The sequence below is a fragment of the Maribacter sp. MJ134 genome (assembly GCF_003970695.1).
Taxonomy (GTDB): domain Bacteria; phylum Bacteroidota; class Bacteroidia; order Flavobacteriales; family Flavobacteriaceae; genus Maribacter.
Genome location: NZ_CP034570.1, coordinates 2,911,647 through 2,937,813 on the forward strand (window position 1 = coordinate 2,911,647; position 26,167 = coordinate 2,937,813).

23 protein-coding genes are annotated in these 26,167 nt (G+C 39.7%); 7 read left to right on the top strand and 16 right to left on the bottom strand.

All coding sequences use genetic code 11. The features are described 5' to 3' along the window. Positions 1-18: 18 nt before the first annotated feature. The 12 genes from EJ994_RS12550 to EJ994_RS12605 all read right to left on the bottom strand — a co-directional run bounded on the left by EJ994_RS12550 (position 19) and on the right by EJ994_RS12605 (position 10,782). Complete coding sequence (locus EJ994_RS12550; RefSeq protein WP_099573465.1) at positions 19-351, bottom strand: iron-sulfur cluster assembly protein; 333 nt, start codon at positions 349-351, stop codon at positions 19-21. A 2-nt stretch (positions 352-353) separates the two neighbouring features. Beyond that, positions 354-776, bottom strand: coding sequence for a SufE family protein (locus EJ994_RS12555; RefSeq protein ID WP_126592812.1), 423 nt, complete (start codon positions 774-776; stop codon positions 354-356). Positions 777-873: 97 nt separating this feature from the next. Then, positions 874-2,088: an aminotransferase class V-fold PLP-dependent enzyme gene (locus EJ994_RS12560; protein WP_126592813.1), complete on the bottom strand. Its 1,215-nt coding sequence runs from the start codon at positions 2,086-2,088 to the stop codon at positions 874-876. Positions 2,089-2,176: 88 nt separating this feature from the next. Further along, entirely contained in the window at positions 2,177-2,842 is a 666-nt protein-coding gene (locus EJ994_RS12565) for a porin family protein (RefSeq protein WP_126592814.1), read from the bottom strand. Positions 2,843-2,846: 4 nt separating this feature from the next. Beyond that, entirely contained in the window at positions 2,847-4,163 is a 1,317-nt protein-coding gene (gene sufD, locus EJ994_RS12570) for a Fe-S cluster assembly protein SufD (protein ID WP_126592815.1), read from the bottom strand. 40 nt (positions 4,164-4,203) lie between these two features. Then, positions 4,204-4,956 (bottom strand): Fe-S cluster assembly ATPase SufC, encoded by a 753-nt coding sequence (gene sufC, locus EJ994_RS12575; protein ID WP_126592816.1) that lies wholly within the window; start codon positions 4,954-4,956, stop codon positions 4,204-4,206. 6 nt (positions 4,957-4,962) lie between these two features. Continuing rightward, complete coding sequence (locus tag EJ994_RS12580) at positions 4,963-5,829, bottom strand: N-acyl homoserine lactonase family protein (protein ID WP_126592817.1); 867 nt, start codon at positions 5,827-5,829, stop codon at positions 4,963-4,965. An 11-nt stretch (positions 5,830-5,840) separates the two neighbouring features. Continuing rightward, complete coding sequence (gene sufB, locus EJ994_RS12585) at positions 5,841-7,286, bottom strand: Fe-S cluster assembly protein SufB (RefSeq protein WP_126592818.1); 1,446 nt, start codon at positions 7,284-7,286, stop codon at positions 5,841-5,843. Positions 7,287-7,327: 41 nt separating this feature from the next. Further along, complete coding sequence (locus EJ994_RS12590) at positions 7,328-7,693, bottom strand: four helix bundle protein (RefSeq protein ID WP_126592819.1); 366 nt, start codon at positions 7,691-7,693, stop codon at positions 7,328-7,330. Positions 7,694-7,735: 42 nt separating this feature from the next. Further along, positions 7,736-8,065: a HesB/IscA family protein gene (locus tag EJ994_RS12595; RefSeq protein ID WP_126592820.1), complete on the bottom strand. Its 330-nt coding sequence runs from the start codon at positions 8,063-8,065 to the stop codon at positions 7,736-7,738. A 124-nt stretch (positions 8,066-8,189) separates the two neighbouring features. After that, positions 8,190-9,533, bottom strand: coding sequence for a hypothetical protein (locus EJ994_RS12600; protein WP_126592821.1), 1,344 nt, complete (start codon positions 9,531-9,533; stop codon positions 8,190-8,192). 4 nt (positions 9,534-9,537) lie between these two features. After that, the gene (locus EJ994_RS12605; protein ID WP_126593718.1) at positions 9,538-10,782 is read right to left on the bottom strand and encodes a choice-of-anchor B family protein; all 1,245 of its coding nucleotides are present in this window, start codon (positions 10,780-10,782) and stop codon (positions 9,538-9,540) included. Between the two features lie 198 nt (positions 10,783-10,980). On the opposite strand from EJ994_RS12605, the gene EJ994_RS12610 reads away from it, so the two are divergent. Continuing rightward, positions 10,981-12,438: a Gfo/Idh/MocA family protein gene (locus EJ994_RS12610; protein ID WP_099573452.1), complete on the top strand. Its 1,458-nt coding sequence runs from the start codon at positions 10,981-10,983 to the stop codon at positions 12,436-12,438. Between the two features lie 89 nt (positions 12,439-12,527). After that, positions 12,528-13,577 (top strand): thiamine-phosphate kinase, encoded by a 1,050-nt coding sequence (thiL, locus tag EJ994_RS12615; RefSeq protein ID WP_126592822.1) that lies wholly within the window; start codon positions 12,528-12,530, stop codon positions 13,575-13,577. A gap of 249 nt (positions 13,578-13,826) precedes the next feature. On the opposite strand, the gene EJ994_RS12620 is transcribed toward thiL, so the two are convergent. Further along, complete coding sequence (locus tag EJ994_RS12620; protein WP_099573510.1) at positions 13,827-14,042, bottom strand: hypothetical protein; 216 nt, start codon at positions 14,040-14,042, stop codon at positions 13,827-13,829. Positions 14,043-14,305: 263 nt separating this feature from the next. Here EJ994_RS12620 and brnQ point away from each other — a divergent pair, with 263 nt between their 5' ends. Beyond that, the gene (brnQ, locus tag EJ994_RS12625; RefSeq protein WP_126592823.1) at positions 14,306-15,601 is read left to right on the top strand and encodes a branched-chain amino acid transport system II carrier protein; all 1,296 of its coding nucleotides are present in this window, start codon (positions 14,306-14,308) and stop codon (positions 15,599-15,601) included. A gap of 4 nt (positions 15,602-15,605) precedes the next feature. Here the strand turns inward: brnQ and EJ994_RS12630 are convergent, their stop codons facing one another. Then, entirely contained in the window at positions 15,606-17,324 is a 1,719-nt protein-coding gene (locus tag EJ994_RS12630) for an amidohydrolase (protein WP_126592824.1), read from the bottom strand. A gap of 221 nt (positions 17,325-17,545) precedes the next feature. Here EJ994_RS12630 and EJ994_RS12635 point away from each other — a divergent pair, with 221 nt between their 5' ends. Further along, entirely contained in the window at positions 17,546-17,899 is a 354-nt protein-coding gene (locus EJ994_RS12635) for a hypothetical protein (RefSeq protein ID WP_126592825.1), read from the top strand. A 151-nt stretch (positions 17,900-18,050) separates the two neighbouring features. On the opposite strand, the gene EJ994_RS12640 is transcribed toward EJ994_RS12635, so the two are convergent. Then, a complete protein-coding gene (locus EJ994_RS12640; protein WP_126592826.1) occupies positions 18,051-19,343 on the bottom strand; it encodes an aminopeptidase P family protein in 1,293 nt (430 codons plus the stop codon). A 169-nt stretch (positions 19,344-19,512) separates the two neighbouring features. Between EJ994_RS12640 and EJ994_RS12645 the strand changes: the two genes are divergently transcribed. Then, positions 19,513-20,964 carry a M20/M25/M40 family metallo-hydrolase gene (locus EJ994_RS12645; RefSeq protein WP_126592827.1) on the top strand — a complete coding sequence of 484 codons (1,452 nt, stop codon included), beginning with the start codon at positions 19,513-19,515 and terminating at the stop codon, positions 20,962-20,964. 21 nt (positions 20,965-20,985) lie between these two features. After that, on the top strand, positions 20,986-22,695 hold the full coding sequence (locus EJ994_RS12650) for a M28 family peptidase (RefSeq protein WP_126592828.1): 1,710 nt from the start codon (positions 20,986-20,988) through the stop codon (positions 22,693-22,695). 144 nt (positions 22,696-22,839) lie between these two features. On the opposite strand, the gene EJ994_RS12655 is transcribed toward EJ994_RS12650, so the two are convergent. After that, positions 22,840-23,121: a hypothetical protein gene (locus tag EJ994_RS12655; RefSeq protein WP_126592829.1), complete on the bottom strand. Its 282-nt coding sequence runs from the start codon at positions 23,119-23,121 to the stop codon at positions 22,840-22,842. A gap of 179 nt (positions 23,122-23,300) precedes the next feature. Here EJ994_RS12655 and EJ994_RS12660 point away from each other — a divergent pair, with 179 nt between their 5' ends. Then, complete coding sequence (locus EJ994_RS12660) at positions 23,301-26,147, top strand: sialidase family protein (RefSeq protein ID WP_126592830.1); 2,847 nt, start codon at positions 23,301-23,303, stop codon at positions 26,145-26,147. The last annotated feature ends 20 nt before the right edge of the window (positions 26,148-26,167 follow it).

The following is a 26,167-nucleotide window of genomic DNA, read 5'->3' on the forward strand; positions in this document are numbered from 1 at the left end:
TATACCGATTAAGCTGTATTAGAGCATTCCCAGTTCCAATTTAGCCTCTTCGCTCATTAAATCTTGGGTCCAAGGTGGATCAAAGGTAATTTCTACCTCCGCATCCTTAATTTCATTTATAGATTTTACCTTTTCTTCTACCTCTACAGGCAATGTTTCTGCAACAGGACAATTAGGTGAAGTTAAGGTCATCAAAATCTTAACCTCTGTATCTTCGTTGACCAGAACATCATAAATAAGCCCTAGCTCATAAATATCTACGGGAATTTCAGGGTCATAAATCGTTTTCAATACTCTAACGATTTTATCACCTAAGACTGCACTATCTTCTGCTATATTATCTTCGCTCATCTTTAGTTTATTTGTGTTTGATATGCCACCGCATATAATTTAATCTGTTTTATCATGCTCACAAGACCATTTGCCCTTGTAGGTGATAAGTGTTCCTTAAGCCCTATTTCATCAATAAATTCGGTATCGGCGTCAATAATGTCCTTTGGCTTTTGATTGCTGAATGCCCGTATTAAAATAGCAATAATTCCTTTGGTGATTATCGCATCGCTGTCGGCAGTAAAAATCAATTTATTCTCCTCTAAGGTAGCATGTACCCAGACTTTACTTTGACAACCTTTGATGATATTATCATCCGTCTTAAATTCATCTTCAATTAAGGGCAGGGATTTTCCCAACTCTATCATATATTCATAGCGCTGCATCCAATCTTCGAACATCGAAAATTCATCTACTATTTCATCTTGTATCTCCTTGATATTCATAAGCCCAATTTATCTCCCTAAAAGGATATAATTTTTTGCAAAAATACAATAACAATCGGTGGTTATCAATAGTTTAAGAAAACCATAACTCCTATGTTTAAAGCAACATATTCTTTGCTAGTCTAACACTATTGACCAGAACATCTACCTCTTCTCTGGTATTATAAAAGCTAAAGCTGGCCCTTACAGTACCCGGAATTCCGTAAAAATCCATAATGGGTTGTGCACAGTGATGTCCTGTTCTCACGGCAACCCCCAGTTTATCCAAAATACTTCCTATATCATAGGGATGCAAACCCTCAATATTAAAAGAAATAACAGAGGTCTTATTTTTTGCGGTTCCGTAAATTTTGAGCCCCTCTATTTCTAGCAATGCGGCAGTGGCATACGCTAACAAATCATTTTCGTAAGCTGCTATGGCATCAAAACCAATCGCGTTCATATAGTCCAAGGCTGCGCCAAAGGCTATACCACCACAAATATTCGGTGTACCTGCTTCAAATTTATGAGGCAAGTCCGCATAGGTAGTTTTCTCAAAAGTAACTTCTGCAATCATTTCGCCACCTCCTTGGTAAGGTGGTAGTTTGCTAAGCCATTCTTCTTTGCCATATAACATACCAACTCCTGTGGGTCCACATATTTTATGTGCGGAAACCGTATAGAAATCCACATCCAGTTTTTGAACGTCTGCCACTAAATGCGGTGCTGCTTGGGCCCCATCTATTAGCACAGCTGCACCCACTGCATGGGCTTTGTTTATTATTTCTACAATAGGGTTAATAGTTCCTAACGCGTTTGAAATGTGATTACAGAATACCAGCTTTGTTTTTTTGGAAAGTAAATCATCATACACCTCCATTAAAAGCTCTCCATCTTGATTCATAGGAATAACTCTTAGTGTTGCCCCTGTACGTTCGCATAGCATTTGCCAGGGTACGATATTAGAGTGGTGTTCCATTGCGGAGACAAGGATTTCATCTCCTTTTCCAATCAGGGAAGAAAAACCGTTCGCAACGATGTTAATACTATGGGTAGTGCCAGAGGTAAAGATAATTTCATGCGTTTTAGCCGCATTAAAATGTTTTTGAATCTTTATACGTGCTTGCTCGTATTTATCGGTAGCCTCTTGCGATAGTGCATGAACACCCCTATGTATGTTAGCGTTGTAATTCTGGTAGTAGTCCACTATTGTAGCTATCACCTGTTGTGGGGTCTGTGAGGTAGCCGCATTATCTAAATAAACCAGTGGTTTACCATTGACCTCACGTTCTAAAATGGGGAAATCTTTTCGAATTTTCGTTACGTTCAACATAGCACTTTTATTGAAATACAAAGATACCGACTAGGTTCCATATCTACTTACATCACAGGGCCAAATTAAAGTAATATGATTACGTATATCAGCGAAAACTATAATTCGCAGAAAACTGTAGTGCAACATTGTAGTTCTGAGCATTGGGTAATCCGTTCAGCCGATTTCTAATGCCAATATAAAATCTAGGCGCTAACGAAATGTTATCGTTTATACGCATAGCCACTCCCGCAGCAACACCGTAATCCAACTGAAAATCTCCTGAGACGGAGCTTCTTTCATTAGTATTAGTACCATCTTGCTCGTCCAAATTCTTGATTTTGGTTACTTGGTTGAGCAAAAACCCGAATTGTGGCCCAAATTCCAAGGCATACCTATCGTTCAATGCAAATTTCCCTAATAATGGAATAGTTAAGTAGTTCAACTGCACATTGGTTCTAAAATCATTTTCTTCGCCCGTAGAACCTCCATTTTGAATAGAAGCTAAATCCGTACTAAATTGAAACCCTTGAGAAGAATATAGGAGTTCTGGCTGCAACTGAAACTTCTCGGAAAAAGCTATTTCCAAAAAGAGTCCTCCATGACCTGAGAAACGAAATTTTATACCGTCCGTTAAATCCCCAACAACGGAGGAATAATTTAGCCCGCCCTTTAATCCAAAAGTGGTCTCCTGGGCATTACCATCATAAACCAAAAACGAAAAAAGAGCTATGACAATCATAGCTCTTTTTCTATTATTATCAATTTTGTACATAAACCTATAAGTCAAATCCTAGATTAACCCCTAATTTCTTGGCAATTAGTTTATTGATTCTAGCTTTAAGTTCAGGAATACGAACACTTTCCAAAACATTGTTGGCAAAAGCGTACATTAAAAGTGCGCGTGCCTCCTTCTTAGGAATACCCCTTGTTTGCATGTAAAAAAGCGCATCTTCATCTAATTGACCAATTGTACAACCGTGGGAACATTTTACATCATCCGCAAAAATTTCTAATTGCGGTTTCGTATTGATCGTTGCCTTATCACTAACAAGGATATTGTTATTTTGTTGAAAGGCGTTGGTCTTCTGCGCTATCTTGTCTACAATGATTTTACCGTTAAAAACCCCGGTAGAACTATCGCCATAAATTCCTTTATAATCTTGATGACTTTCACAATTAGGTTCAATATGATGCACCAAAGTATGATGGTCCACATGTTGTTTGTCTCCCAATATGGTAACTCCCTTCATGGTAGAGTCCATGTACTCGCCATTTTGAAAGAAATTAAGATTGTTACGTGTTAGTTTACCGCCAAAAGAAAAGGTATGTACGCTCACATTACTTTTACTCTTTTGATTGATATAAGTATTATCTATCAAAGAAGCCTTAGCAGCGTCATTTTGGATTTTATAGTAGTCTATTATCGCATTTTCCGCAGCATAAATCTCTGTAACGGCATTGGTAAGCACTTCGTTAGAAGTAAGACTTTGATGACGTTCTATAATCTGAACTTCCGCATTCTCCTCTACAATAACAAGGTTTCTTGGTTGCAGCATTAGCGATGCCTCGTTCCCTGTGGCAAAGTTTAAAATCTCCACCGGTTTTTTTGGCATCTTATTCTTTGGAATATAGATGTAAGCTCCCTCTCTACTGAAAGCCGTATTTAACGTTGTTAAGGACTCGTCTTTTGAGGCGACCTTATTAAAGTATACATCTATAATCTGTTTGTACATGGGTTTGGTCAAGGCCGAACTCATTAAACAGATATCTACCCCATCGTGTGTAGTTTCGGATAAGTGCGAACTATAAACTCCATCAATAAAGACAATTTTGTAGGTATCTATATCATGGATAAAATATTTTTTGACATCCTTATATTCAAGTGCGTTGTCCTGTTTAGGAAAAATGCTGAAATCTATTTTCTGGAGACTGTTCAACGAAGTATATTTCCAGGCTTCTTCCTTCTTGTTCGGAAACCCCTTTGCTTCAAAATTCTTTATGGCTTCCGTACGCACATCGTGAACAGGATGTTCTACGTCCACATTGTTCTCAAAGGCCATAAAAGAAGAAATTAATTTATCTTTTAAATCCATTTTTTTAATTTTCAATTTGCAGAAAAATCACGGGTTACCCCTAAACGGCAGCCTCTTGCTTAATCCAATCGTATCCTTTCTCCTCTAGTTCCAGTGCCAATTCCTTACCTCCAGATTTTACAATTTTACCGTTATGTAGTACGTGAACAAAATCAGGAACTATATAATCTAAAAGTCTTTGATAGTGTGTAATAACGATTACCGCGTTATCCTTACTCTTTAATTTATTCACCCCGTTCGCCACAATTCTTAGAGCGTCTATGTCCAAACCGGAATCCGTTTCGTCCAAGATGGCCACCTTAGGTTCTAACATTGCCATTTGAAAAATTTCGTTTCTTTTTTTCTCTCCTCCGGAAAAACCTTGGTTTAAAGAACGTGAAAGAAACTTTCTGTCTATCTCTAACAACTCTGATTTCTCACGAATTAGCTTTAACATCTCATTGGCCGGCATATCTTCCAGGCCTCTTGCCTTTCTAGACTCGTTAATGGCCGTCTTCATGAAGTTTGTTACGGACACGCCCGGAATTTCCACAGGATATTGAAACGAAAGAAACACGCCCTTATGTGCTCTTTCTTCCGGAGCAACATCTTCCAAATCCTCACCGTTCAATGAAACAGAACCTTGAGTTACCTCAAATTCTTCTTTCCCTGCGATAACAGAAGCCAACGTACTTTTTCCAGAACCGTTGGGACCCATTATTGCGTGTACTTCACCCGCTTTAACTTCTAGGTTTATTCCTTTTAAAATCTCTTTATCCTCTACTTGAGCATGTAAATCTTTAATCGTCAACATTAGCTACTAGTTTAAATATTTTGGTGCCTTAGGCATTTTATTAAAATCTTCTTTTTGATGCTGTAAGTATACTTTCGCATTTTTCTCCTTCGCTAAAGCTTCAAACGCATCCATACTGGATAGGGTTTGCTCTACATCGAAGTTAAAACTTGGAACCCTCTTGTGTTCCCTATTTTCATATAAGTGATATAAATCTCCAGTCAACAATGTGGGACCATTCTCTGGCATATCCAAAAATAAAACCTGATGCCCTGGTGTATGACCTGGCATGGATTTAATAATAACGCTACCGTCCCCAAATACATCAAAATCTCCATTTAGTTTTTTAACGTTTTTGAGTTCTTTAATGGCCTCATACAGTCCTGCATTCTCGCTATTCCTGATTTCTTCACTTGTAATCATATCATACTCTGAACCTTGAACCAGCCAAGTGGCATTACTAATGGCATTGGCGTGACCACTATGATCAAAATGGGTGTGGGATAGTCCTAGGTACGTGATATCATCCGGTGTCATACCTATTGTTTTCAATTGATTCACGACCGAATCCTTTCTAGATACGGTAAAAGCACCGCTTGGATCTGTATAGGGTTCTGGCATGGGAACTAACATTTCTGGCAAGCCTGCGTCCCACATTAGATTTCCCTGAGGATGGCTAATAACATAAAATGGATCCGCAAATTCTTTGGTCTGACCTTGGTACGTAGTATCTTGAGAAAATAACTCCAGATTATTAACCATTACGGTTCCACCGCTAAAAGTGTAGAGCTTCAGTTCGGGTTTTACTATTTCAGCTTTCCTTTCTTCCTTTTTTACCTCTTTACAAGAAAAAAAAGTAAAAGATATCGCAAGTATAACTAGTGCTTTTTTCATTTTCAAATTAATTACCCTACAGAACCTTCTAAACTGATCTCCAATAATTTTTGGGCCTCTACGGCAAACTCCATAGGAAGTTTGTTCAATACCTCCTTACTAAATCCGTTCACAATAAGCGCTATAGCTTTTTCAGTATCGATTCCTCTCTGATTGCAATAAAAAATTTGGTCTTCACCAATTTTACTTGTCGTAGCCTCATGTTCTATTTGGGCCGACTTGTTCTTAGCTTCAATGTATGGGAAGGTGTGTGCGCCACATTCATTACCCATTAGAAGCGAATCGCACTGTGAAAAATTACGGGCGTTTTCTGCCCTAGAACCGATCTGCACCAAACCTCTATAACTATTTTGAGATTTTCCGGCAGAAATACCTTTTGATATAATGGTACTTTTTGTGTTTTTTCCTAAGTGGATCATTTTAGTCCCAGTGTCCGCTTGCTGGTAATTATTGGTTACGGCAATGGAATAAAATTCTCCAACGGCATTATTCCCTTTTAAAATACAGGAAGGGTATTTCCATGTTACCGCAGAACCTGTTTCTACCTGTGTCCAAGAAATTTTAGCGTTGTTCTCACAGATACCGCGCTTTGTTACGAAATTGTAGACACCCCCTTTTCCTTCGGCATTTCCTGGAAACCAGTTCTGTACCGTAGAATATTTGATTTCCGCATCATCTAGCGCAATAAGCTCCACTACCGCAGCATGCAGTTGATTCTCATCACGGGATGGTGCCGTACAACCCTCCAAATAACTGACATAACTACTTTCATCTGCGATGACCAAAGTACGCTCAAACTGACCGGTACCACCTTCGTTAATTCTAAAATAGGTAGATAATTCCATGGGGCATCTTACGCCTTTAGGAATATAACAGAAAGACCCATCGGTGAAAACGGCAGAATTTAAAGCAGCATAAAAATTATCTTTTTTGGGAACAACCGTACCCATGTATTTTTTAACCAGTTCTGGGTGCTCTTGTATGGCTTCCGAAATAGGCATGAAAATAATACCCTTTTCAGCTAATGTTTTTTGAAATGTAGTTGCTACTGAGACCGAATCTACCACAATGTCTACCGCAACGTTCTGTAACTTCTTTTGCTCATCTACGGAAATTCCTAATTTCTTGTACATGGCCAACAGCTCAGGGTCTACATCGTCCAGAGTTTTATTAGGGTCCGCTTTTTTGGGAGCGGAATAATAGCTTATAGCCTGAAAATCCGGTTTTTCATAACGTACGTTGGCCCACTCGGGTTCTTCCATGCCTTCCCAGATACGGTATGCATCTAGTCGCCATTCTGTCATCCACTCCGGTTCGTTTTTCTTTTTGGATATAGCACGAACAATATCTTCACTCAAACCTTTCGGAAAGGTATCTGACTTTAAATCTGTGTAGAAACCATATTCGTATTCTTTGGTTTCCAGTTCTTTCTTTAACTCCTCTTCAGTATATGCCATGTCTTTTCTAATTAAGAAGTTAAAAAGGGAAAGAGTAAAAATTATACCATTCTCTTTTTAACAAACTTGATGTAATTAGCAAGTTGTTTTGAAATATTCAAAACCTCGTTCTTATATTCTTTTAATTCTTCTTTTTCAAAATAATTAATCTCCAACATTACATTGAAAAGACTCCTTACTTCGCCAGCTGAACCCTTAGAAAAATAAAGATATCGTATTAATTCTTTGTCTGTTTCTCTTTCAAATCCTTCCGCTATATTATTCGAAATTGAAATGGTTGCTCGCCTTATTTGGTCAACCATTGCAAAATCACTTTTTAACGGTTGCTTTTTAAGCAACACATAAACCTTACCTGTAAAAACTATTGCCGCTTGATAAACATCTAAATCTTCAAACGACTTATACATTCTACCTTTACTATTTTTTAACTCCTTCTCTTTTTAACTTCCCTACAATGAAAAACTCTCTCCACAACCGCAAGTTCGCTGTGCATTGGGGTTGTTAAAAACAAATCCTTTACCGTTCAAACCACCGGAATACTCCAACACCGTTCCTACGAGATATAAAAAGCTCTTTTTATCTACGATGATACGTACATCGTTATCTTCAAAAACCTTATCGGTTTCTGCCATTTTATCATCAAAGTCCAGTTCGTAGGACAATCCACTGCATCCACCACTCTTTACACCTACGCGAACGTAATCTTTAGTTGCGTCAAAACCTTCTTCTGTCATGAGGTTGATGACCTTCAATTTTGCCGTTTCCGATACTTGAATCATTTCTTAATTGGATTTGGTCTAAATAGTTTACAAATATAAGTCATAAGTACGTTTTTATTACAAAACCTAACATTATTATAACGTATATCGGGATAGGGTTTTTCTATCCATATCATTTGAAGTGCTATTTCACTTTAATCACTACAAGGTCCGATTTACCCTTTGTTGTCAAGGAAGGAAAGTTTGTGCTTGAAGTTTCACCGACCAATAGTACACTGCCATCTGAGTTTTCCACAATATCAAATCCAAAATCGATATTGTCGCCACCAAAAGATTTTTGCCAGACGAGATTGCCTTCAGCGTCGATTTTTATTATCCAAATATCGTTTTCACCTGCGTTTTCAGTAGTGTCCGCATCGGAACTTTTAGAATTCCCAATTACAAAAAATCCTCCATTTTTACTTGGGGTAACGGCCTGAGCGGCATCAAACTGGGAACCACCAAAAGATTTTTCCCAAATTAAACGCCCAGCATCATCAACTTTAATAAGCCAAATATCCGATTCCCCTTTGGTTGCTGAAATATCCCCGTCAGTACTAAAAGTATTGCCAACAACAACATATGCGTTATCATCGGTTTTAGCAATATCATAGGCAATTTCTATTCCGGAACCTCCAAAAGAACGTTCCCATAGCATATTCCCTTTATCATCTACCTTTACTAGCCAAAAATCATAACTTCCCTGCGTATTGCTGATATCAAAATCATTGCTCTCGGAAAAACCGGCCATTACAAAACCAAGATCTTCGGATTGCACAACACCATGTGCCCTATCATTGTTAGTTCCTCCAAAATAACCCCGCCATTCCACGTCTCCTATTTTATTAATTCTGGTTCCCCAAAATTCACCTACACCATGTCTGGTCAATGTCCCTGACTTCTCTGTATTTCCGTCCGCTCTAGCAGAGGTAATATCTAAAAAGCCCGTAAAGAAATAGCCGCCATCGGTAGTTTGTAAAATATCGTAGGAATGATCGTGACCGGAAAAACCAAAACTCTTCTCCCATTCTATAGTCCCCGAAGCATCTAATTTTAATACCCAATTATCGTGAAATCCATTATTAACAGAACCGTCTCCATCATCGCTCATAGCATAACCCGTTAGAGCATAACCACCATCAAGCGTCTGTACCAAGCTTTGCCCCCTGTCATCCTTACTACCCCCATAGGTCTTGTTCCATTGTAAATTGCCGTCTGCATCCAGTTTTAAAAGCCAATAATCGTTAACGTTCAATGATTTATTTTGAATATCTCCGTCAGTACTATTGGTATAACCTAGAATTGCATACCCGCCGTCTGCTGTTTCTATTACAGCCTGCGCTGTTTCTTCACCTGTTCCTCCAAAACTTTTTATCCACTCCAATTCTCCAAAGAACTGGTTAGCCGGCAGATCAAAATCTATATTTGCCTCTTCTCTTGAGCAAGAAAATACGGCAAACACCATAAAAACAAGGAGAAGTTTTTTCATGGTCTTAGTTGGATTTTTTAATTATAAAGAAACCGCCATTAATATCACTTACCAATATTTTTCCACTTTCAAAGTAAGGATACACACTCCAAACCCCGTCAAATAGGGTATTGTCGTCACTAGGATAGGTGTCAAAAAAACCTATTTCAGAAATATTCTTCCCTTCAATCTGTGAAATATCCAAAACGCGGACTCCGGCGGTATAATTTGCAAGGAAAAACTCATTCCCTAAAACATAGCCGTTATGGTCAATAGCGCTTGTAGGACCAAGATAGGTATCGTGTAACACGGGATTGTCCAAATCGGTCATATCAAAAACAAGCGTTCTAGATCTAAAGCCAGAATTCACCTCATCCAGCTCGTCGCCTAGGATAAAATAGCGCTGATCCTCCGTAAACCATCCCTGATGGGTATACCCAATATTGGGATAAGGTAAGGTAGCAAGTTCCATAGGATTATTTTTATTTGATACATCTACCACCACTACTTGGTCTTCATTAGCTCCCACAAAAATTTCGGTACCCGCATAGTCCGCATCCGGTCCCGTATAAGTGACCACCTGTGCATCATGGGTATAACCGTTTTCGCCCCATCCACCTGCAGCAATAGGCACCTTAGGGTTTTGCAAATCTAAGAAGTGAACACCACCATTAAAAACATCATTGCGATCCGTACCAACAGGGTAAGCAAAACCGCTCTCTTCATTAATTACGATATTATGGGCATTACCAATAGCGGTATATCTACCGTCCTCCGAAAAAGTCTGCGGAGCATTTGCTACATTTCTTAATCTTGTTAAATCAAAAACCTGAACCCCATGATTATTTGCCTCTGCCACGATATAAGCATGGTCTTGATATACTTTGATGTCTCTCCAAGAACTTGAAGAGGTGGCCGTAGGCAACTTCCCTAAATAAACTAAGTATTCCGAATCAGAGACATCTATGAAAGCTATGCCATTATCCAATCCCATAAGTGCGTATTCCTTACCGGTGGTAGTATCTGTCCACCCCCAAATATCATTACCGGATTGCGCTTGAAAGGTGCTTATCGGTATTCTTCCCACTAGATCATATCCGCTACAAGGAAAATCACCGGCCATACCATTTTCGCACGGCGTTTCGTTCATAGTAGCTTCTGGAATTTCAGGATTCTCGATTACTTCAAGATCATCAAGCACTTCATTTACGGAACAAGAAGAAATAACCAATAGCAAAGAAAAAAGTCGTAGTAGTTTCATGTGACTCATCATATCAATAATTGTACCCTTACGTAAAGATACGAGATAAAATCTCTTCTAATTCATCACGAAAATTATGAAAACCCTTTTATAATGCAGGGTTAAAGTATCACCAGAACTAAAATATCTCTAACACATGCTCTTAGAGTTCAAGTTATTTAGATTATCTTAATGCCCCTAAACGAACAACTTTAATTTAATTCTTCTATGTCTAACAAAAATTTCATTTTAAAAAATACCTCCAGAAGGTCCTTTGTAAAGAAAACTACCGCTGCCGCCGCAGGTTTTATGATCGTACCAAGACATGTCTTAGGCGGACAAGGGTATGTTGCCCCAAGTGATATGTTGAACATTGCCGGTATTGGCGCCGGAGGAAAGGGCCACAGTGATATTGCTTCTTTCGCAGAAAGTCCCAATGTAAATATTGTGGCGTTATGTGATGTAGATGATAGACAAGCGGTAAAATCACGGGAAGCATTTCCAAAAGCTAGCTACTACAATGATTTTAGGAAAATGTTGGACAAGGAGAGAGACAATATCGATGCCGTCTCGGTTTCTACTCCGGATCACAACCACGCCGTTGCAGCGTATAAAGCCATGCAAATGGGCAAACACGTTTATGTGCAAAAGCCACTGACCCATGATATTTGGGAGGCTAGAATGTTGACCGAAGCAGCCAAAGAATTTAAAGTAGTTACGCAAATGGGTAACCAGGGAGGTTCTGGTGATGGCGTAAGAAAAATGAAAGAAATTTATGATACCGGAATTATAGGGGATGTACATACGGTAAAATGCTGGACCAACAGAGCTATTTGGCCACAAGCCCTGCAAACTCCTGTAAAAAAAGATAAAATACCAAAAGGCCTCAATTGGGATCTTTGGTTGGGTACTGCTGAAATGCGCGATTATAATAATGCGTATCTCCCTTTTGATTGGAGAGGATGGTCAGATTTTGGAACAGGTGCCCTCGGGGATATGGCCTGTCATATTATGGATCCCGTTTATAGAATACTCCCAATTTTATATCCAAACGCTGTTGAGTGCAGCGTCTCTGATTCTTTTAGCGGTAATTTTCAATATAAGGATTATCCAAAAAGCTTTCCGAACTCCAGCAAAATACACCTAAGCTATCCCAGAACGGATGGGAAGGGCACTATAAAAGTATCTTGGATGGACGGTGGACTTTTACCTGAAAGACCAGAGGAATTAGGAGATGACGAAGCTTTGGGCAACTGGGATGGCGGTGTGCTATTCATTGGAGATAAAGGAAAGCTAATGGCGGACTGTTACGGAGCCAATCCAAGGTTGTTACCCTTATCACTTAATGAACAGTTCGAGGTAGAGGAAACGATAGCCCGTGTTCCAGAGGGACACTATTTACAATGGGTAAATGCTTGTATGGCCGGTTATGGCAATGCTGAAACAAGTTCTTCTTTTGATTATGCAGGACCGTTTACAGAAAGTATCCTAATTGGAAACTTGGCCCTTAAATCCTATTTTGAGGTAGATCCCGCAGCAGAAAACAAAAGTTTCTGGGGAGGCGGCAAACAGTACTACGGAAGAAAACGTTTACGGTGGGATGCCGAAAACATGAAAGTAACTAATTTTGAACCTGCCAATAAATTCGTGAAACGAAATTACAGGAATGGTTATACATTAGGATAAGGATATCCCCTATGTCATTTAAAAAACTGAAGCCCAAAGCTTCAGTTTTTTAATACTTTGAATTTAAGTTTAGTGCTTATTTTTGCAATATGATAGAAGATAAGAATAGGGAAAAAACATCATTGGAAAAATTAGGGGAATTTGGTTTGATAGCACATCTTACAAAAGACTATCCTGTTCATCATAAATCCACAATAAAGGCTATTGGAGATGATGCGGCCGTATTGGATTTCAATTCAAAAAAAACCGTTGTCTCAACAGATCTATTAATAGAGGGCATTCATTTTGACCTCAGTTATATGCCCTTGAAGCATTTGGGTTACAAGGCCGTCATGGTCAACCTGTCGGACATTTATGCCATGAATGCCATGGCCACACAAATAACGGTTTCCCTTGCGGTTTCTAATCGGTTTCCTTTAGAGGCGTTGGAAGAACTTTATGCAGGAATACGCCTGGCATGCAAAACCTATGGTGTTGATTTAATAGGTGGCGATACCACATCTTCCAAAACAGGAATGCTACTTAGTGTTACCGCAATCGGTGAAGCAGAAGAGAAGGACATTACGTACCGTTCGGGAGCCAAAGCAAACGACTTACTGGTAGTAACCGGTGATCTAGGCGGTGCCTATATGGGGCTTCAGGTTTTAGAGCGGGAGAAAGAGGTATTCAAAGTAAATCCCAACAGTCAGCCAGATTTAGACCCCTATTCCTACATCATAGAACGCCAATTAAAACCAGAGGCACGCAAGGATATGATAACGCTACTTCAAAAATTAGATGTGCTTCCTACTTCCATGATTGATATCAGCGATGGTCTTTCTTCTGAGATTTTACATCTCTGCAAGAACAGTACGGTAGGTTGTAATCTATATGAAGATAAAATTCCCTTGGACCCAACGGTAATATCCAGCTGTGAAGAGTTTCATATGGACAGTACCATGGTAGCCTTAAGTGGAGGTGAAGATTATGAACTCTTATTTACCATTGACCAATCCGACTTTGACAAAATAAAAGGAAATCCGAACTTAACGGTAATCGGTCATATGACCAACGCTGATCAAGGTGCTAATTTAATTACGAGGGCGGAAACTAAAATTCCGTTGACGGCTCAAGGATGGAATTCGTTCGATAATTCTTAAAAGTAAATAACCCCGAGGTGTGCCTACGAGACATTGGATGGAACGCCAACTTCTGCTTCCACCTAAGCATCGGCGCATTATAAATTGCGATTATCAAATAAAAATCCTGGAAAAAAGAGCAATCTCTACTTACCGTTGTGGGGCGTACGACAGTTAAGACAAAAGGTGCTTACTTTGTTTCCAGGAATAGTTAGTAAATTCCATAACCAGCCATGGGAGTGGAATTTATGGCATTGAAAAATAAAACGATTACGCTACTTGTTGTGCGTTATGTCTTCTTTGATAAATATGTTCTAAAGTTCTGTTGATATCCTGAAGTTCAGGAGTAAGAATAGATAGGTTACCACTAACATCGGTAGTAACTTGCTTACTGCAATGTATGCATTTGTATTCTTTAATATGGGAAGTAACTTTCTTAGAAACTGAGTAGTGGTGGCCAAAAATATTACAGAATATTTTTTTCATGTTGTAGGGTTTTTTTAGGTGCATAGGTACGATTTGGGGAATCGATAAATGCTAGGGTTTTCTATTACTGTTTTTGATGATTCTAATTTAAAGAACAACTGGGTTCTTAATTACTTTTCTAAAGTATATCTTTTTAATCATCTGAACTATAATTTGTTGTGATGTAGACAATTTTTGTGGTTAACCTTTAAAAAACAGAGGTAAGCCATTTTTAAAAATCGTATTTCTTATTTTTCATTTATCTTTCCGCTTATTTGTTTAACATGACCAACACCAAAGAAACCCTAGTCACAGCTTTTGCCTTATTCTCCCTTTTTTTTGGGGCGGGTAACCTCCTACTGCCTCCGCTTTTAGGTTATAATGCAGGAGAAGATTGGATGTGGGTAACCTTTGGTTTTATGATAACGGCAGTGGTTATTCCTATTCTTGGAATTTTGGCACACGCCAGACTGCAAGGCACGATGTACGACTTTGGAAAAAAAGTGTCTCCCACATTCAGTACGGTTTATTGCATTATCGTTTATCTTATTTCTATTACCATACCTTCTCCAAGAACGGCCTCTGCAACACATGAAATGGCCATACATCCCGTGTTTGGTACGAGTCCGTTATTGACCAGCGGCATTTATTTTGCTCTGGTTCTGGTATTTGTTCTGAACCGTTCTAAAATATTGAATTTCATCGGTAAGTTCTTAACACCTCTTATTGTTATTATGCTTTTCGGCGTAATAGGAATCGGTTTGTTCACTTCTGATGGACTAATGAACGTATCTTCTTTTGATGCTCCCGTGGTCAGCGGAATTCTAGAAGGTTATCAAACTTTTGATGCCATCGGTGCCGTAGTCGTTGGAGCTGTAGTTATTATATCATTGAATCTAAAGGGACTAACTTCCTTTGAGGCAAAAAAGGAAATGATACGTAAATCTGGTTTTATTGCCGGTTTGGGGTTGCTTCTAATATATGCAGGTTTAATTTCTGTAGGTTCTTTTTTTGGTTCTGATATTCAAATTGATAATGCCCTAAGCAACGATATGCAACGGGCCAATCTCCTTCGTGGAATTAGCATTGCTTCGTTAGGAGCTTTTGGAAACAAGGTCTTGAGTATGCTAATTGCACTCGCTTGTTTTACTACTGCTGTTGGCATCGTTACAGGTACTGCGGACTATTTTAAGGGACTCTTCAAGGGGTCACAAAAGGCCTATATTATCACGGGAATAGTGGCTTGTTGTATCGGGGTGTTGATAGGTCAGTTAAATTTTCACGCTATCGTTGTCATTGCCATTCCCGCTTTAATGTTCATCTATCCTATTACTATCATACTGATACTACTGAATGTTCTGCCCGAGAAATTAGCATCTGCCAAAGTATTCAAAGCTGTAGTGATTACGACTATGATTTTTAGCATTCCAGATTTTTTAGCCACGATTGGCCTCGCAGAAGCGGTTTCAAACCTCCAAGACTATATTCCCTTGAGCACCTTTAGCCTAGGATGGGTATTACCCGCTGTAACAGTTTTTATTATTATGAATTTGATAAGTAATGCCAAAAGGACTATATAATCCATTACTCCTTCTTATAGACCACTTCTCCATTAAAAATGGTCATCACTACTTCGGTATTCAAAAACTTATCCTCGGCGACGGTCATAAGATCTTGGTTATAAATAGTGAAATCTGCCAACTTGCCCGCCGTAATCGACCCTTTAATATCCTCCTCAAAAGCACCGTAGGCAGCGTCCAAGGTATACGACCGTAAAGCCTGGGCTCTTGTCATTTTTTGTTCAGGTTCATAACCCCCTTCGGGTGTACCTTTTAAAGTTTTACGACTTACGCTGGCGTACAGACTGGCTATAGGATTTAAAGGTTCTACAGGCACATCCGTTCCGTTAACAATAGGAATGCCACTTTGCAATAAAGTTTGCCACATATAGGCGCCTTCCTTAATGCGTTTTTCTCCAAGGCGGTCTATGGCCCAAGGTCTATCGGACGACATATGTACGGCTTGCATCGCAGGAATTACCTGTAATTCTGCAAAACGTGGTATATCATCCGGATGCAAGTGTTGGGCATGTTCAATACGGAATCTATGGTCTTTGGTCGTATCGGGTAATTCAGTAAAAGCCGCTTCATACCGATTCAGTATTTCTCTATTGGCCCTATCGCCAATAGCGTGGGCGCAAACCTGAAAGCCATTTCGAAGTCCGTTCAAAGCGGTTTCCTTTACAAATTCCATAGGAAGTGTTTCGTGTCCAAAATGGCCCGGTCTGTCCGTATAAGGTTCTAAAAGCCATGCCCCACGGGAACCCAATGCACCGTCACAGTTTAGTTTTACGGAACGTATAGTAACCAAATGTTCTGGATCTATCATGGGTCCTTTTTCATACCATTCTCCTAACAATTCTTTATCCCAACCTGTAAGCATGGCATAGATTCTGAGTTTCATTTTATCCTCGGCCTTCATTTGCTCATATAAAGCAATGGTCTCTTTCCCTATTCCCGCATCGTGGAAACCAGTAATTCCATTTCTTTGACAAGCGGCCACGGCCAATTCAAAAGCTTTTTTATCCTTTTCCGCTGTGGTTTCCGGGATATGTTCTGTAATAATCGTCATGGCCCTTTCGTTAAAAATCCCCGTAGGTCTTCCTAACTCATCACGCATTACCTCTCCACCTTCAACTTTAAACTTATCTATACCTTCTTTCGACAGTACTTGTAACCCTGCTATTTCCATGGCTTTTGCATTTGCAAAGCTGGCATGCCCACTAGCGTGTTTAAGATATACCGGGTTGTCTGGAGATACGGCACTGAGTAAATCATGGGTTTGAAATCCGTTGACGGTTACCTCGGGCATTTTATCCCATTTACTTTGATGCCAGCCCCTACCTATAATCCATTCTCCTGGAGCGGCCGTTTTCACCTTTTCGGCTACGGCATCTACTATCTCTTGATAGCTTTTCGTGTGCATCAAATCAAGATTCAGTTCATTGTAACCTAGCCCCATAAAATGCCCATGTCCTTCAATTAGTCCGGGCGTCATAGTTTTGCCCTTTAAATCAATAAGTTGCGTTTTTTCATCTTTATAGACCTCAGCTTCATCAAGTGTCCCCGCAAATAAAATTTTATCTCCCTTAGTTGCAACTGCTTCAACCTGCGTTTGGGTCGTGTCCACAGTATAGATAGGTCCACCGTAGATGAGTAAGGTAGCCGTTTCGTTTTTTGGGCCGTTACAGGCCGATAGTATTAAAAGAAAAAGACTAATTACAGTTACATTTTGAATTCGCATCGGGTATGGTTTTTAAAAACTTGAATTTACGATATAAGTTTTCATTGGTCAATAAATTTCTCTTGACTTCTTGTGGATTGGGTCAGTCTTGTGAAACACGTTAAGAATATCATTAAAGTATCACGATAAAATTCTAAAAGTTTATCCTTCTGTTACAACATCTACAGAAGTGCCCACTACATTTGGTTTGTAATAATTTATAAACTTAAAATATAAAAATCATGAAAAAGTTAATCGCATTAGTAGTCTTGACCATAGCATTTTCGTTCTCGGCAAACGCACAAGATAAAATGGAGAAAAAAGAAATGGCCAAAGAGGAGAAAATGATGAAAAAAGAGATCACAGAAAAAGACAAAATGGCTAAAATAGCTAAGAAGAAAGCAATGAAGGCAGAGACAATGTCCAAAGAGGAAAAGAGGAAAAAAGAAGCTATGATGAAAAAAGAGGAAGCTGTAACCATGGAAAAAAAAGAGGCTATGGCCAACAAATCTAAAATGAAAAAGAAAGAAATGATGAAGGAAGAAGAAATGGCTAAAAAAGAAAAGATGAACGAAAAGGGTATGAAAAAGAATTAGGTTGTGGTGTTGTGTTTTAGTTGAAAAGCGGCAGTATTGCCGCTTTTCTTATTTCTTAGCATCTGCATACAATGAACGTGAGAACATCATAGTGCGAAAGAGTCGTGTTCTTTCTATAAAACAATCCAAATGACTTCTTGATGATGGTATACTAATCCGCCATTAATTCCTCAATCTCCTCCACTTCAATGGGAATGGTAGCCATAAGGTTAATGGGTTCTCCTTTTTCTTGGATAACCACATCATCTTCCAAACGAACCCCCATCTTTTCTGCCGGAATATAAATTCCAGGCTCTACCGTAAAGACCATATTCGCCTCCATTGGCGTTTTTAACTCGCCATAATCATGGGTGTTTAAACCAATATGATGACTGGTTCCATGCATAAAGTATTTTTTATAGGCAGGCCAATTGGGGTCTTCATTTTGAACATCTCCCTTATCCAACAAACCTAAACCAAGTAATTCCGAAGTCATTAGTTTTCCGCATTCTTTGTGGTATTCTGCCCAAATGGTTCCGGGTATCAGCATTTTAGTCGCCTCATTCTTTACGCGGAGTACCGCGTTATATACTTCTTTCTGACGTTTGGAGAATTTGCCGTTTACCGGAATGGTACGTGTTAGATCACTTGAGTAATTGGCATATTCTGCAGCTACATCCATAAGAATAAGGTCTCCAGATTGGCATTGTTGATTGTTCTCCAAATAATGTAACACGTTAGCATTGTTCCCCGAGGCAATAATAGGCGAATAGGCAAATCCCTTAGAGCGGTTTCGGATAAATTCGTGCAACAGTTCCGCCTCGATTTCATATTCCCAAACGCCTGGCCTTATGAATCCCAGCAATCTACGGAAACCTTTTTCCGTAATGGAACAGGCCGTTAACATCATAGCAATTTCCTCCGGCTCTTTTACCCCTCTGATTTTTTGCAAAATGGGATTGCTTTTCGCGACGGTATGTGCTGGGAATTTCTTTTTACAATCTATAATAAACCGGTCTTCCCTGGTCTGTGTTTCCACTGCCTGGCGGTAATGCTCGTTGGTGTTAAAATAAATGGTTTCTGCCTCCGTCATCAAATCAAAAAACACCTTGTCAAAATCAGATAGCCAATAAATCGTTTCAATGCCAGATACTTTAGTCGCTTGTTCCTTAGTAAGTTTTGCGCCTTCCCAAATGGCAATGTGCTCGTTTGTTTCTCGAACAAAGAGTATTTCCCGGTGTTTTTTATCCATGGCATCCGGGAACAGTAGCAGAATCGTTTCTTCTTGGTCCGCTCCACTTAGATAAAAAATATCCCGATGTTGCTCAAAAGGCATGGTGCTGTCCGCACTGATGGGATAGATATCGTTGGAATTAAAAACGGCTATGCTTTTTGGACGCATTTGCGCCGTGAACTTCTTCCGGTTCTTTATAAAAAGTGAATTAGGGATTTGGTCGTATTTCATGAATATTCAGTTTGATGCTAAATTTAAGAATTAAGTACTGCTTTATCATTTTAGGCGGTAAGAAATAATGGTTTCACGATAAAATTGAAGTGGTCACTTCTACCGATTTGCCTATCTTAGTATCCTGACATTCACTAGAACTTTTCAATCTTAAAAAAAGCACACATTTATGAAACAAACGGCACTCCTGATCCTATGCGCATGTATTCTTAGCGCCTGTGGCGAAACAAAAAAAGAAGAAACGCAAGCGGAACTTTTTGCTCGTATCGATACTGAAATAAAACAGAATGCAAAAGTGTACAGTACGCTAAAGGAAGCTACAGAAACCATTGGTCATAGACTTACGGGTTCCGAAAACGGGGCTAAAGCCGAAGAATACACTTTTAATAAATTCAAGGAGTATGGTTTTGACGATGTGGCCTACCAAACCTTTGAAGTGGAGGCTTGGGCAAGGGAATCCGTGGCTTTGGAAATAGACGGAGCGCCTGTTAAAGTGGTCACCTTAGGACACTCTCCCATTAAAGCGGAGGTTACTGCCGAGATTGTAGATATGGGCAACGGACTGGAGGCCGATTATTTAGCGGACCCCGAAGCGGTAAAAGGAAAAATATCCTTGATATATATTAATATTTTAGAAGGAAGCCCCGAGGGGTTAACCAACCTGCACCGTAGCGAAAAAACTTCTTTAGCTATGAAATATGGGGCGAGAGGTGTTATCATTATTAATCAAGTGCCCAATGGAGTGCTACTAACGGGAACGGCTTCCGTTACGGGAGCACTTATCCCCATTCCTGCGGTATGCATTGGCATGGAAGATGGTATGGCCTTAAAAGAAAAGTTGAAGGATAAAAGTATATCGGCGCATATTCAAATGACCAATAAAAGTGATATTATAAAAGCTAGGAACGTAGTAGCAACTTTAAAAGGTAGTGAAATACCTGAAGAAGAAATTGTCATCGGCGGGCATTTGGATTCTTGGGATTTGGCAACGGGAGCCATAGACAACGGTATCGGTGCTTTTGCCGTTCTGGATATTGCCAGGGCATTTAAGGCGAATAATCTGAACCCTAAAAGGACGGTAAAATTCATCATGTTCATGGGAGAAGAACAAGGTTTGTTAGGGTCTACCTATCTCGTGGAAGAAGCAATTAAAAATAATACCATTGAGCAGATAAAATATATGATGAACCTGGATATGTCCGGAAATCCCATTGGCATGAATGCCGGGGGGAAACTAGAGGATGAAGCATTTTTTAAAGATTTAGGGGCCGCCATACAGCAACAGGATACCATTTATCAGAATACCTTTTCCAATCGTTCCGGATTGCACAGTGATCATCAGCCATTTATGTTAGAAGGTGTTCCTATCCTATCGGTTCATAGTAATCTAGACCGTTCCATTTATGGTTGCTACCATTCCGATTGTGACGACTTTAATCTAGTTAATGAAACCCATGTAACCAACACCTCACGCTTTGGAACCATGATGTTGTACGCACTTGCTGATGCGCCCAAACTTCCTGCAACTAAAATGGATAGCGAGACAACCAAGCAGTTCATGATAGACAATAACTTGAAGGAAAAACTAATGATTGGAGGCGATTGGAAATGGGAAGAGTAAACCCTTAACAAAATAAATAATATGAAAAAGCAGCTATTTTTTCTCTGTTTTTTGATTTTAACCCTTGGCTGTTCCCAAGAGCAGGTTCCTCAACCGACTTCCGATGACTATTTTAAAATAATTCGTCCAGAGTTCAACGGAGAACTGGCTTATGAAACCACTGCTTTTGTAGAACAATACTGGCGGGTGGCGGGCAATACCGGTTTTAATAAAAGTGTATATTGGATTGCAGAACATTTAGAAAAATCAGGATATGTTCTAGAAAATAAAGCAACGGATACGGAACGTCTCACCTACAGAATAGAAAAGCGTGCCATGGCAAACCCTACTTGGGAACCGGTTTCGGCATCGCTCCATATTGAAGGGGAAAAGGACCCCTTACTCCTTTCCTCCACCAATAGAAATATGACCTATCTCAATTCTGCTTCTACTCCAAAAGAAGGGGTTACTGCTGAAATAGTGAATTTAGACACCGATACCAAGAGCAGCATCAAAGGGAAAATTGTCTATACCGAGTCCCGCGCGGGTAAATTTTATGAAAAGATGGTTGCCGAAGGCGCATTGGGAATAGTAACCTATAATAACCCATCCTATCTACAGCCAGAAAAAAACACGACCTCCATTCAGTTTAGGAGTCTGCCGAACCAAAAGAAAACAAAACTTTGGGGCATTGCTTTGTCCCATGCGGCCAACCAAAGATTAAAAACGAAATTAGAAAAAGGAAGCACTAGGGCTAAAGTGGTCATACAAACCAAAATCTATCCCTCTGAAGAACTGACCGTAGTAGCTAACATCAAAGGCAAAACCCAACCCGATGAACGCCTGGTTTTTAGCGCACACATTCAGGAACCGGGCGCCAACGATAATGCTACCGGTGTTGGGGTACAGTTAGAAATGGCCACCTTGGCGGCAAAACTGTTTCAAGAGAAAAAAATAGACCTTGGTCGCACCATGACCTTCTTATGGGGAGATGAAATTATTTCTACCCGACGATATATCCTAGAGGATAAAAAAAGAGCTACGGGTATCAAATGGGGTATAAGTCTGGATATGGTAGGAGAAAACACGGCTCTAACGGGAGGTTCGTTCTTAATTGAAAAAATGCCCGACCCAAGTGCTATTTGGACTAGGGGTAATGACAAACATTCAGAATGGGGCGGCGAAGTTTTATCCCTAGCCGAAATGAAACCACATTACCTTAACGATTTTATTATCAATAATTTTGAAAAACAAGGGGCATATGCGAATTGGGAAGTAAATACCAATCCTTTTGAAGGCGGTAGTGACCATATACCATTTCTAGATGCCGATATTCCTGGACTATTACTTTGGCACTTCACGGATCAATTTTATCACACGGATAATGATCGTTTGGACAAGGTTTCCAAAGAGACGCTTAAAAATGTTGGAACAGCAGCAATAGCAAGCGCTCTTACCTTATTGAATGCAGATAAATCTACAGCACTAGCCGTTCTAAAGAATATAGAAATCGCCGCAACAAACAGGCTAGCGATAGAATTTGAACTGAGCAAGGCGGCAATGGCCAAAAATTCCAATTTCAAAGAACAAATAAAAATACTGAGTGCTTGGGAAGATTGGTATCATAAAACTATGGAAACGGTAAGGGATTTGCATACTGGTTCCGATGAAAGCTTAAATACTGCTATTGAAGCGGCGCAGCAAAATTTAAAGTCTTTAGTTCAAAAACAAAAGGGAAAATTAAGGCAATAAAAAGGGACCCCTTTAGAGTCCCTTGGTTTTAAGTTGGTTAATTTACCTTATTGAGGCCGCCAAAGAGTTTGATAACCCTAATCTCGCCTCGAAATTAAATATTCATTTCATTAAGAATGTGCAATGGGTCTGCCCAGAGATGGCTTACTTAGACATTGCGCCCTTGATTGCCCCGATAATGGCCATAATGACACCACCACCAACGCCCCCGCCGGCTACACTTCCAAGAATACCGGAAATATCCATGCCGCCGTCCGTTCCCAGACCCAGCATACCCAGTAAATAGCCTCCTAATCCGCCTCCAAGAATACCCGAAATACTGTTTCCTAAGGTACCTAGATTAAGTTTTGGCAATAATTTCCCTGCAACGTTTCCTCCGACCGCACCAGAGATTAATTGAATGATCAACGGTAAATACTCTTCCATTTTATGTTACTTATTGGTTATATGTCAATAAATTAACAATATTTTTTGATATTAAACAATTTATTGTGATTTTAATTAAAAAATTTGTATCACTTAAAAGATGTTTTCTTACAAATTATTTTTTTGGGGTGGCTAAAACTTATTACTAACTTCCCTGATGGAATCTGTAATAAACCAGAATGAAATATTTAACCCTTTTAGTAGTATTAAATGTCGCCCTTAGTACAGCGCAAATTACACCGACCGCTAAGGAAATTAATCTTGAGGCCTTTGCTTATAAAGCGAAATTAGCAGAACAATCATTGGTCAAGAATATCCCTCTAAAAAACATTGGTCCCTCAGTGATGAGCGGCCGTGTTGTGGATATTGCTGTAAATCCTGAAAACACCATAGAATTCTATGTGGGTTATGCCTCTGGAGGTCTTTGGCATACAAATAATAATGGAATTACCTTTACCCCTCTTCTTGATGAGACGGATACACAAAATGTAGGTGCCGTGGCTGTTCATTGGCCAAGCGGAACCATCTACCTGGGAACAGGAGAGAATAATTCCTCGAGATCTTCCTATGCCGGTATTGGTATCTTAAAATCCGAGGACAGTGGCAAAACATGGAAAAATATAGGTTTAGCGGACTCCCATCATATTGGCAGGATAATTATTAACCCTAATAATCCCAACGAGGTTGTAGTCGGTGTAACCGGTCATCTCTACTCTGCGAATCAAGAAAGAGGCATTTTTAAAACCGTGGATGGTGGAAAAACTTGGAAAAAAACACTTTATATCAATGATGAAACTGGAATCATAGACGTAGCCTTTGCCCCTGAAAATTTCAATATTCAATATGCCGCAGCTTGGGAAAAGGATAGGAAAGCATGGAACTTTGACGGTAATGGCCCTAATTCCGGAATTTATAAGAGTATGGATGCCGGAGCTACGTGGGTAAAAGTCTCTAATGCAGACAGTGGTTTCCCTACGGGAAATGGAGTTGGTAGAATAGGATTGGCCATTTTTGATGAAAACACGGTATTTGCAGTACACGATAATCAGTTCAGGAGACCCAAGGAAAAAGGAAAAGAAAAGAAATTATCAGGGTTGGTCAAGGATGATTTTAAAACAATGACTTCCGAGGCGTTTTTGAACCTATCGGACAAAAAACTGAATACATTTCTGAAAACCAATAATTTTCAAGAAAAATACCGAGCGGACAATATTAAACAAATGGTTCGCAGCGGAGCCGTGAAGCCTGTTGATTTGGCCAAATATTTAGAAAATGCCAATTCTTTGTTGTTTGACACCCCCGTTATAGGCGCCGAGGTCTACAAGAGCGATAATGGTGGCAAGACGTGGTCCAAACAAAACGAAAATTACATCGATGACCTCTTCTACAGTTACGGATATTACTTTGCTCAAATAGCAATAGACCCCAATAACGCTGATAAAATTTATCTGGCCGGTGTTCCGATAATAAAATCCGAAGACGGTGGTAAAACATACGCTTCCATAAACGGGGATAATGTCCATGCGGATCATCATGCAATTTGGGTGAATGCAAAAAGACCGGGCCACATAATCAATGGAAACGATGGTGGTGTTAATATCAGTTATGATGATGGTCAGAACTGGATAAAGAACAATGCACCTACTGTAGGTCAGTTTTATGCCATAAACGTTGACAATGAGGAACCCTACAATGTCTACGGAGGACTTCAAGACAATGGCGTTTGGAGAGGCCCGCATAACGCAGAGGAAAACAGTGCTTGGCACCAAAGTGGTCAATACCCTTGGGAATCCATCTTAGGCGGGGATGGTATGCAGGTACAAATAGATAGTAGGAACTCGGATATTGTTTATACAGGATTTCAATTTGGAAACTATTTTAGGTTAGACCTTACCAATGATAAGAGAACCTACATACAACCCAAACATGAATTGGGGGAAACACCGTATCGGTTCAATTGGCAGACCCCCATTTTATTATCCCCTCACAATCAAGATATTCTATATATAGGAGGTAATAAATTACACCGTTCCCTCAATCAAGGTGACAACTGGGAAACGATTTCGCCCGACCTTACCCAAGGCGGTAGAGAAGGAAATGTAGCCTATGGTACACTAACAACGATTGCAGAGTCTCCATTTAAATTTGGGCAAATCTATACAGGAAGTGATGATGGTATAGTGCAGCTTACCCAAAACGGAGGAGGCACTTGGACTATAATCTCAGATTCCTTTCCAAAAAACCTATGGGTCAGCAGAGTTCTTGCATCAAAACATAAGAAAGAACGAGTTTATGTTACCTTGAACGGTTACAGATGGGACGATTTTAATGCCTATTTACTGGTAAGTGAAGATTATGGCGCTACTTGGAAATCTTTGAGCAACAACATCCCAAAATCACCCCTTAATGTTATACTCGAGGATTCCGAAAACGAAAATATCCTATACGTAGGAGCTGATAACGGATTGTATGTTTCTTTTGATCGAGGTAATACTTGGGAAGTTTTTCAAAACGGAATGCCTAATGTTGCGGTACATGATTTAGTCATTCAGCCAAGGGCAAAACATCTGTTGGTTGGTACCCATGGCCGTAGTATTTATAAGGCAGATATCGCCAGGCTACAACGTATGACTCCCGAAATAATGAATAAAGGTCTTTATGTTTTTGATTTGGACACCCTTAAGCATAATAAGAATTGGGGCAATGCTTGGAGTTCTTGGTCCAAACCAAACACGCCAGGTATCGATATTACTTTCTATAGTTCAGCAGCAGATACTTACCAAGCCATAATCACCTCAGCCGATGCTATTGAGGTAAGCGCGGCAGAAATTGTGGCAGACAAGGGACTGAATATCCTATCGTATGATGTTGCCTTCTCCAAAGCCGGAAAGTTAAACTATCTAAAAAAACACAAAACGGATTTACCCATAGCTAAAAACGGAAAGACATACTTACCGACCGGCACCTATATGGTGGAGCTGTCTGGGAACGGCACTAAAGAGTCCAAAAAGTTTACGATCGAATAATGGAATCCTTTATAAATCAA

Bases quoted from the DNA above. Each gene is read 5' to 3' on its own strand.
- EJ994_RS12550 (WP_099573465.1), bottom strand. From the start codon at position 351: ATGAGCGAAGATAATATAGCAGAAGATAGTGCAGTCTTAGGTGATAAA.
- EJ994_RS12555 (WP_126592812.1), bottom strand. From the start codon at position 776: ATGAATATCAAGGAGATACAAGATGAAATAGTAGATGAATTTTCGATG.
- EJ994_RS12560 (WP_126592813.1), bottom strand. From the start codon at position 2,088: ATGTTGAACGTAACGAAAATTCGAAAAGATTTCCCCATTTTAGAACGT.
- EJ994_RS12565 (WP_126592814.1), bottom strand. From the start codon at position 2,842: ATGTACAAAATTGATAATAATAGAAAAAGAGCTATGATTGTCATAGCT.
- sufD (WP_126592815.1), bottom strand. From the start codon at position 4,163: ATGGATTTAAAAGATAAATTAATTTCTTCTTTTATGGCCTTTGAGAAC.
- sufC (WP_126592816.1), bottom strand. From the start codon at position 4,956: ATGTTGACGATTAAAGATTTACATGCTCAAGTAGAGGATAAAGAGATT.
- EJ994_RS12580 (WP_126592817.1), bottom strand. From the start codon at position 5,829: ATGAAAAAAGCACTAGTTATACTTGCGATATCTTTTACTTTTTTTTCT.
- sufB (WP_126592818.1), bottom strand. From the start codon at position 7,286: ATGGCATATACTGAAGAGGAGTTAAAGAAAGAACTGGAAACCAAAGAA.
- EJ994_RS12590 (WP_126592819.1), bottom strand. From the start codon at position 7,693: ATGTATAAGTCGTTTGAAGATTTAGATGTTTATCAAGCGGCAATAGTT.
- EJ994_RS12595 (WP_126592820.1), bottom strand. From the start codon at position 8,065: ATGATTCAAGTATCGGAAACGGCAAAATTGAAGGTCATCAACCTCATG.
- EJ994_RS12600 (WP_126592821.1), bottom strand. From the start codon at position 9,533: ATGAAAAAACTTCTCCTTGTTTTTATGGTGTTTGCCGTATTTTCTTGC.
- EJ994_RS12605 (WP_126593718.1), bottom strand. From the start codon at position 10,782: ATGAGTCACATGAAACTACTACGACTTTTTTCTTTGCTATTGGTTATT.
- EJ994_RS12610 (WP_099573452.1), top strand. From the start codon at position 10,981: ATGTCTAACAAAAATTTCATTTTAAAAAATACCTCCAGAAGGTCCTTT.
- thiL (WP_126592822.1), top strand. From the start codon at position 12,528: ATGATAGAAGATAAGAATAGGGAAAAAACATCATTGGAAAAATTAGGG.
- EJ994_RS12620 (WP_099573510.1), bottom strand. From the start codon at position 14,042: ATGAAAAAAATATTCTGTAATATTTTTGGCCACCACTACTCAGTTTCT.
- brnQ (WP_126592823.1), top strand. From the start codon at position 14,306: ATGACCAACACCAAAGAAACCCTAGTCACAGCTTTTGCCTTATTCTCC.
- EJ994_RS12630 (WP_126592824.1), bottom strand. From the start codon at position 17,324: ATGCGAATTCAAAATGTAACTGTAATTAGTCTTTTTCTTTTAATACTA.
- EJ994_RS12635 (WP_126592825.1), top strand. From the start codon at position 17,546: ATGAAAAAGTTAATCGCATTAGTAGTCTTGACCATAGCATTTTCGTTC.
- EJ994_RS12640 (WP_126592826.1), bottom strand. From the start codon at position 19,343: ATGAAATACGACCAAATCCCTAATTCACTTTTTATAAAGAACCGGAAG.
- EJ994_RS12645 (WP_126592827.1), top strand. From the start codon at position 19,513: ATGAAACAAACGGCACTCCTGATCCTATGCGCATGTATTCTTAGCGCC.
- EJ994_RS12650 (WP_126592828.1), top strand. From the start codon at position 20,986: ATGAAAAAGCAGCTATTTTTTCTCTGTTTTTTGATTTTAACCCTTGGC.
- EJ994_RS12655 (WP_126592829.1), bottom strand. From the start codon at position 23,121: ATGGAAGAGTATTTACCGTTGATCATTCAATTAATCTCTGGTGCGGTC.
- EJ994_RS12660 (WP_126592830.1), top strand. From the start codon at position 23,301: ATGAAATATTTAACCCTTTTAGTAGTATTAAATGTCGCCCTTAGTACA.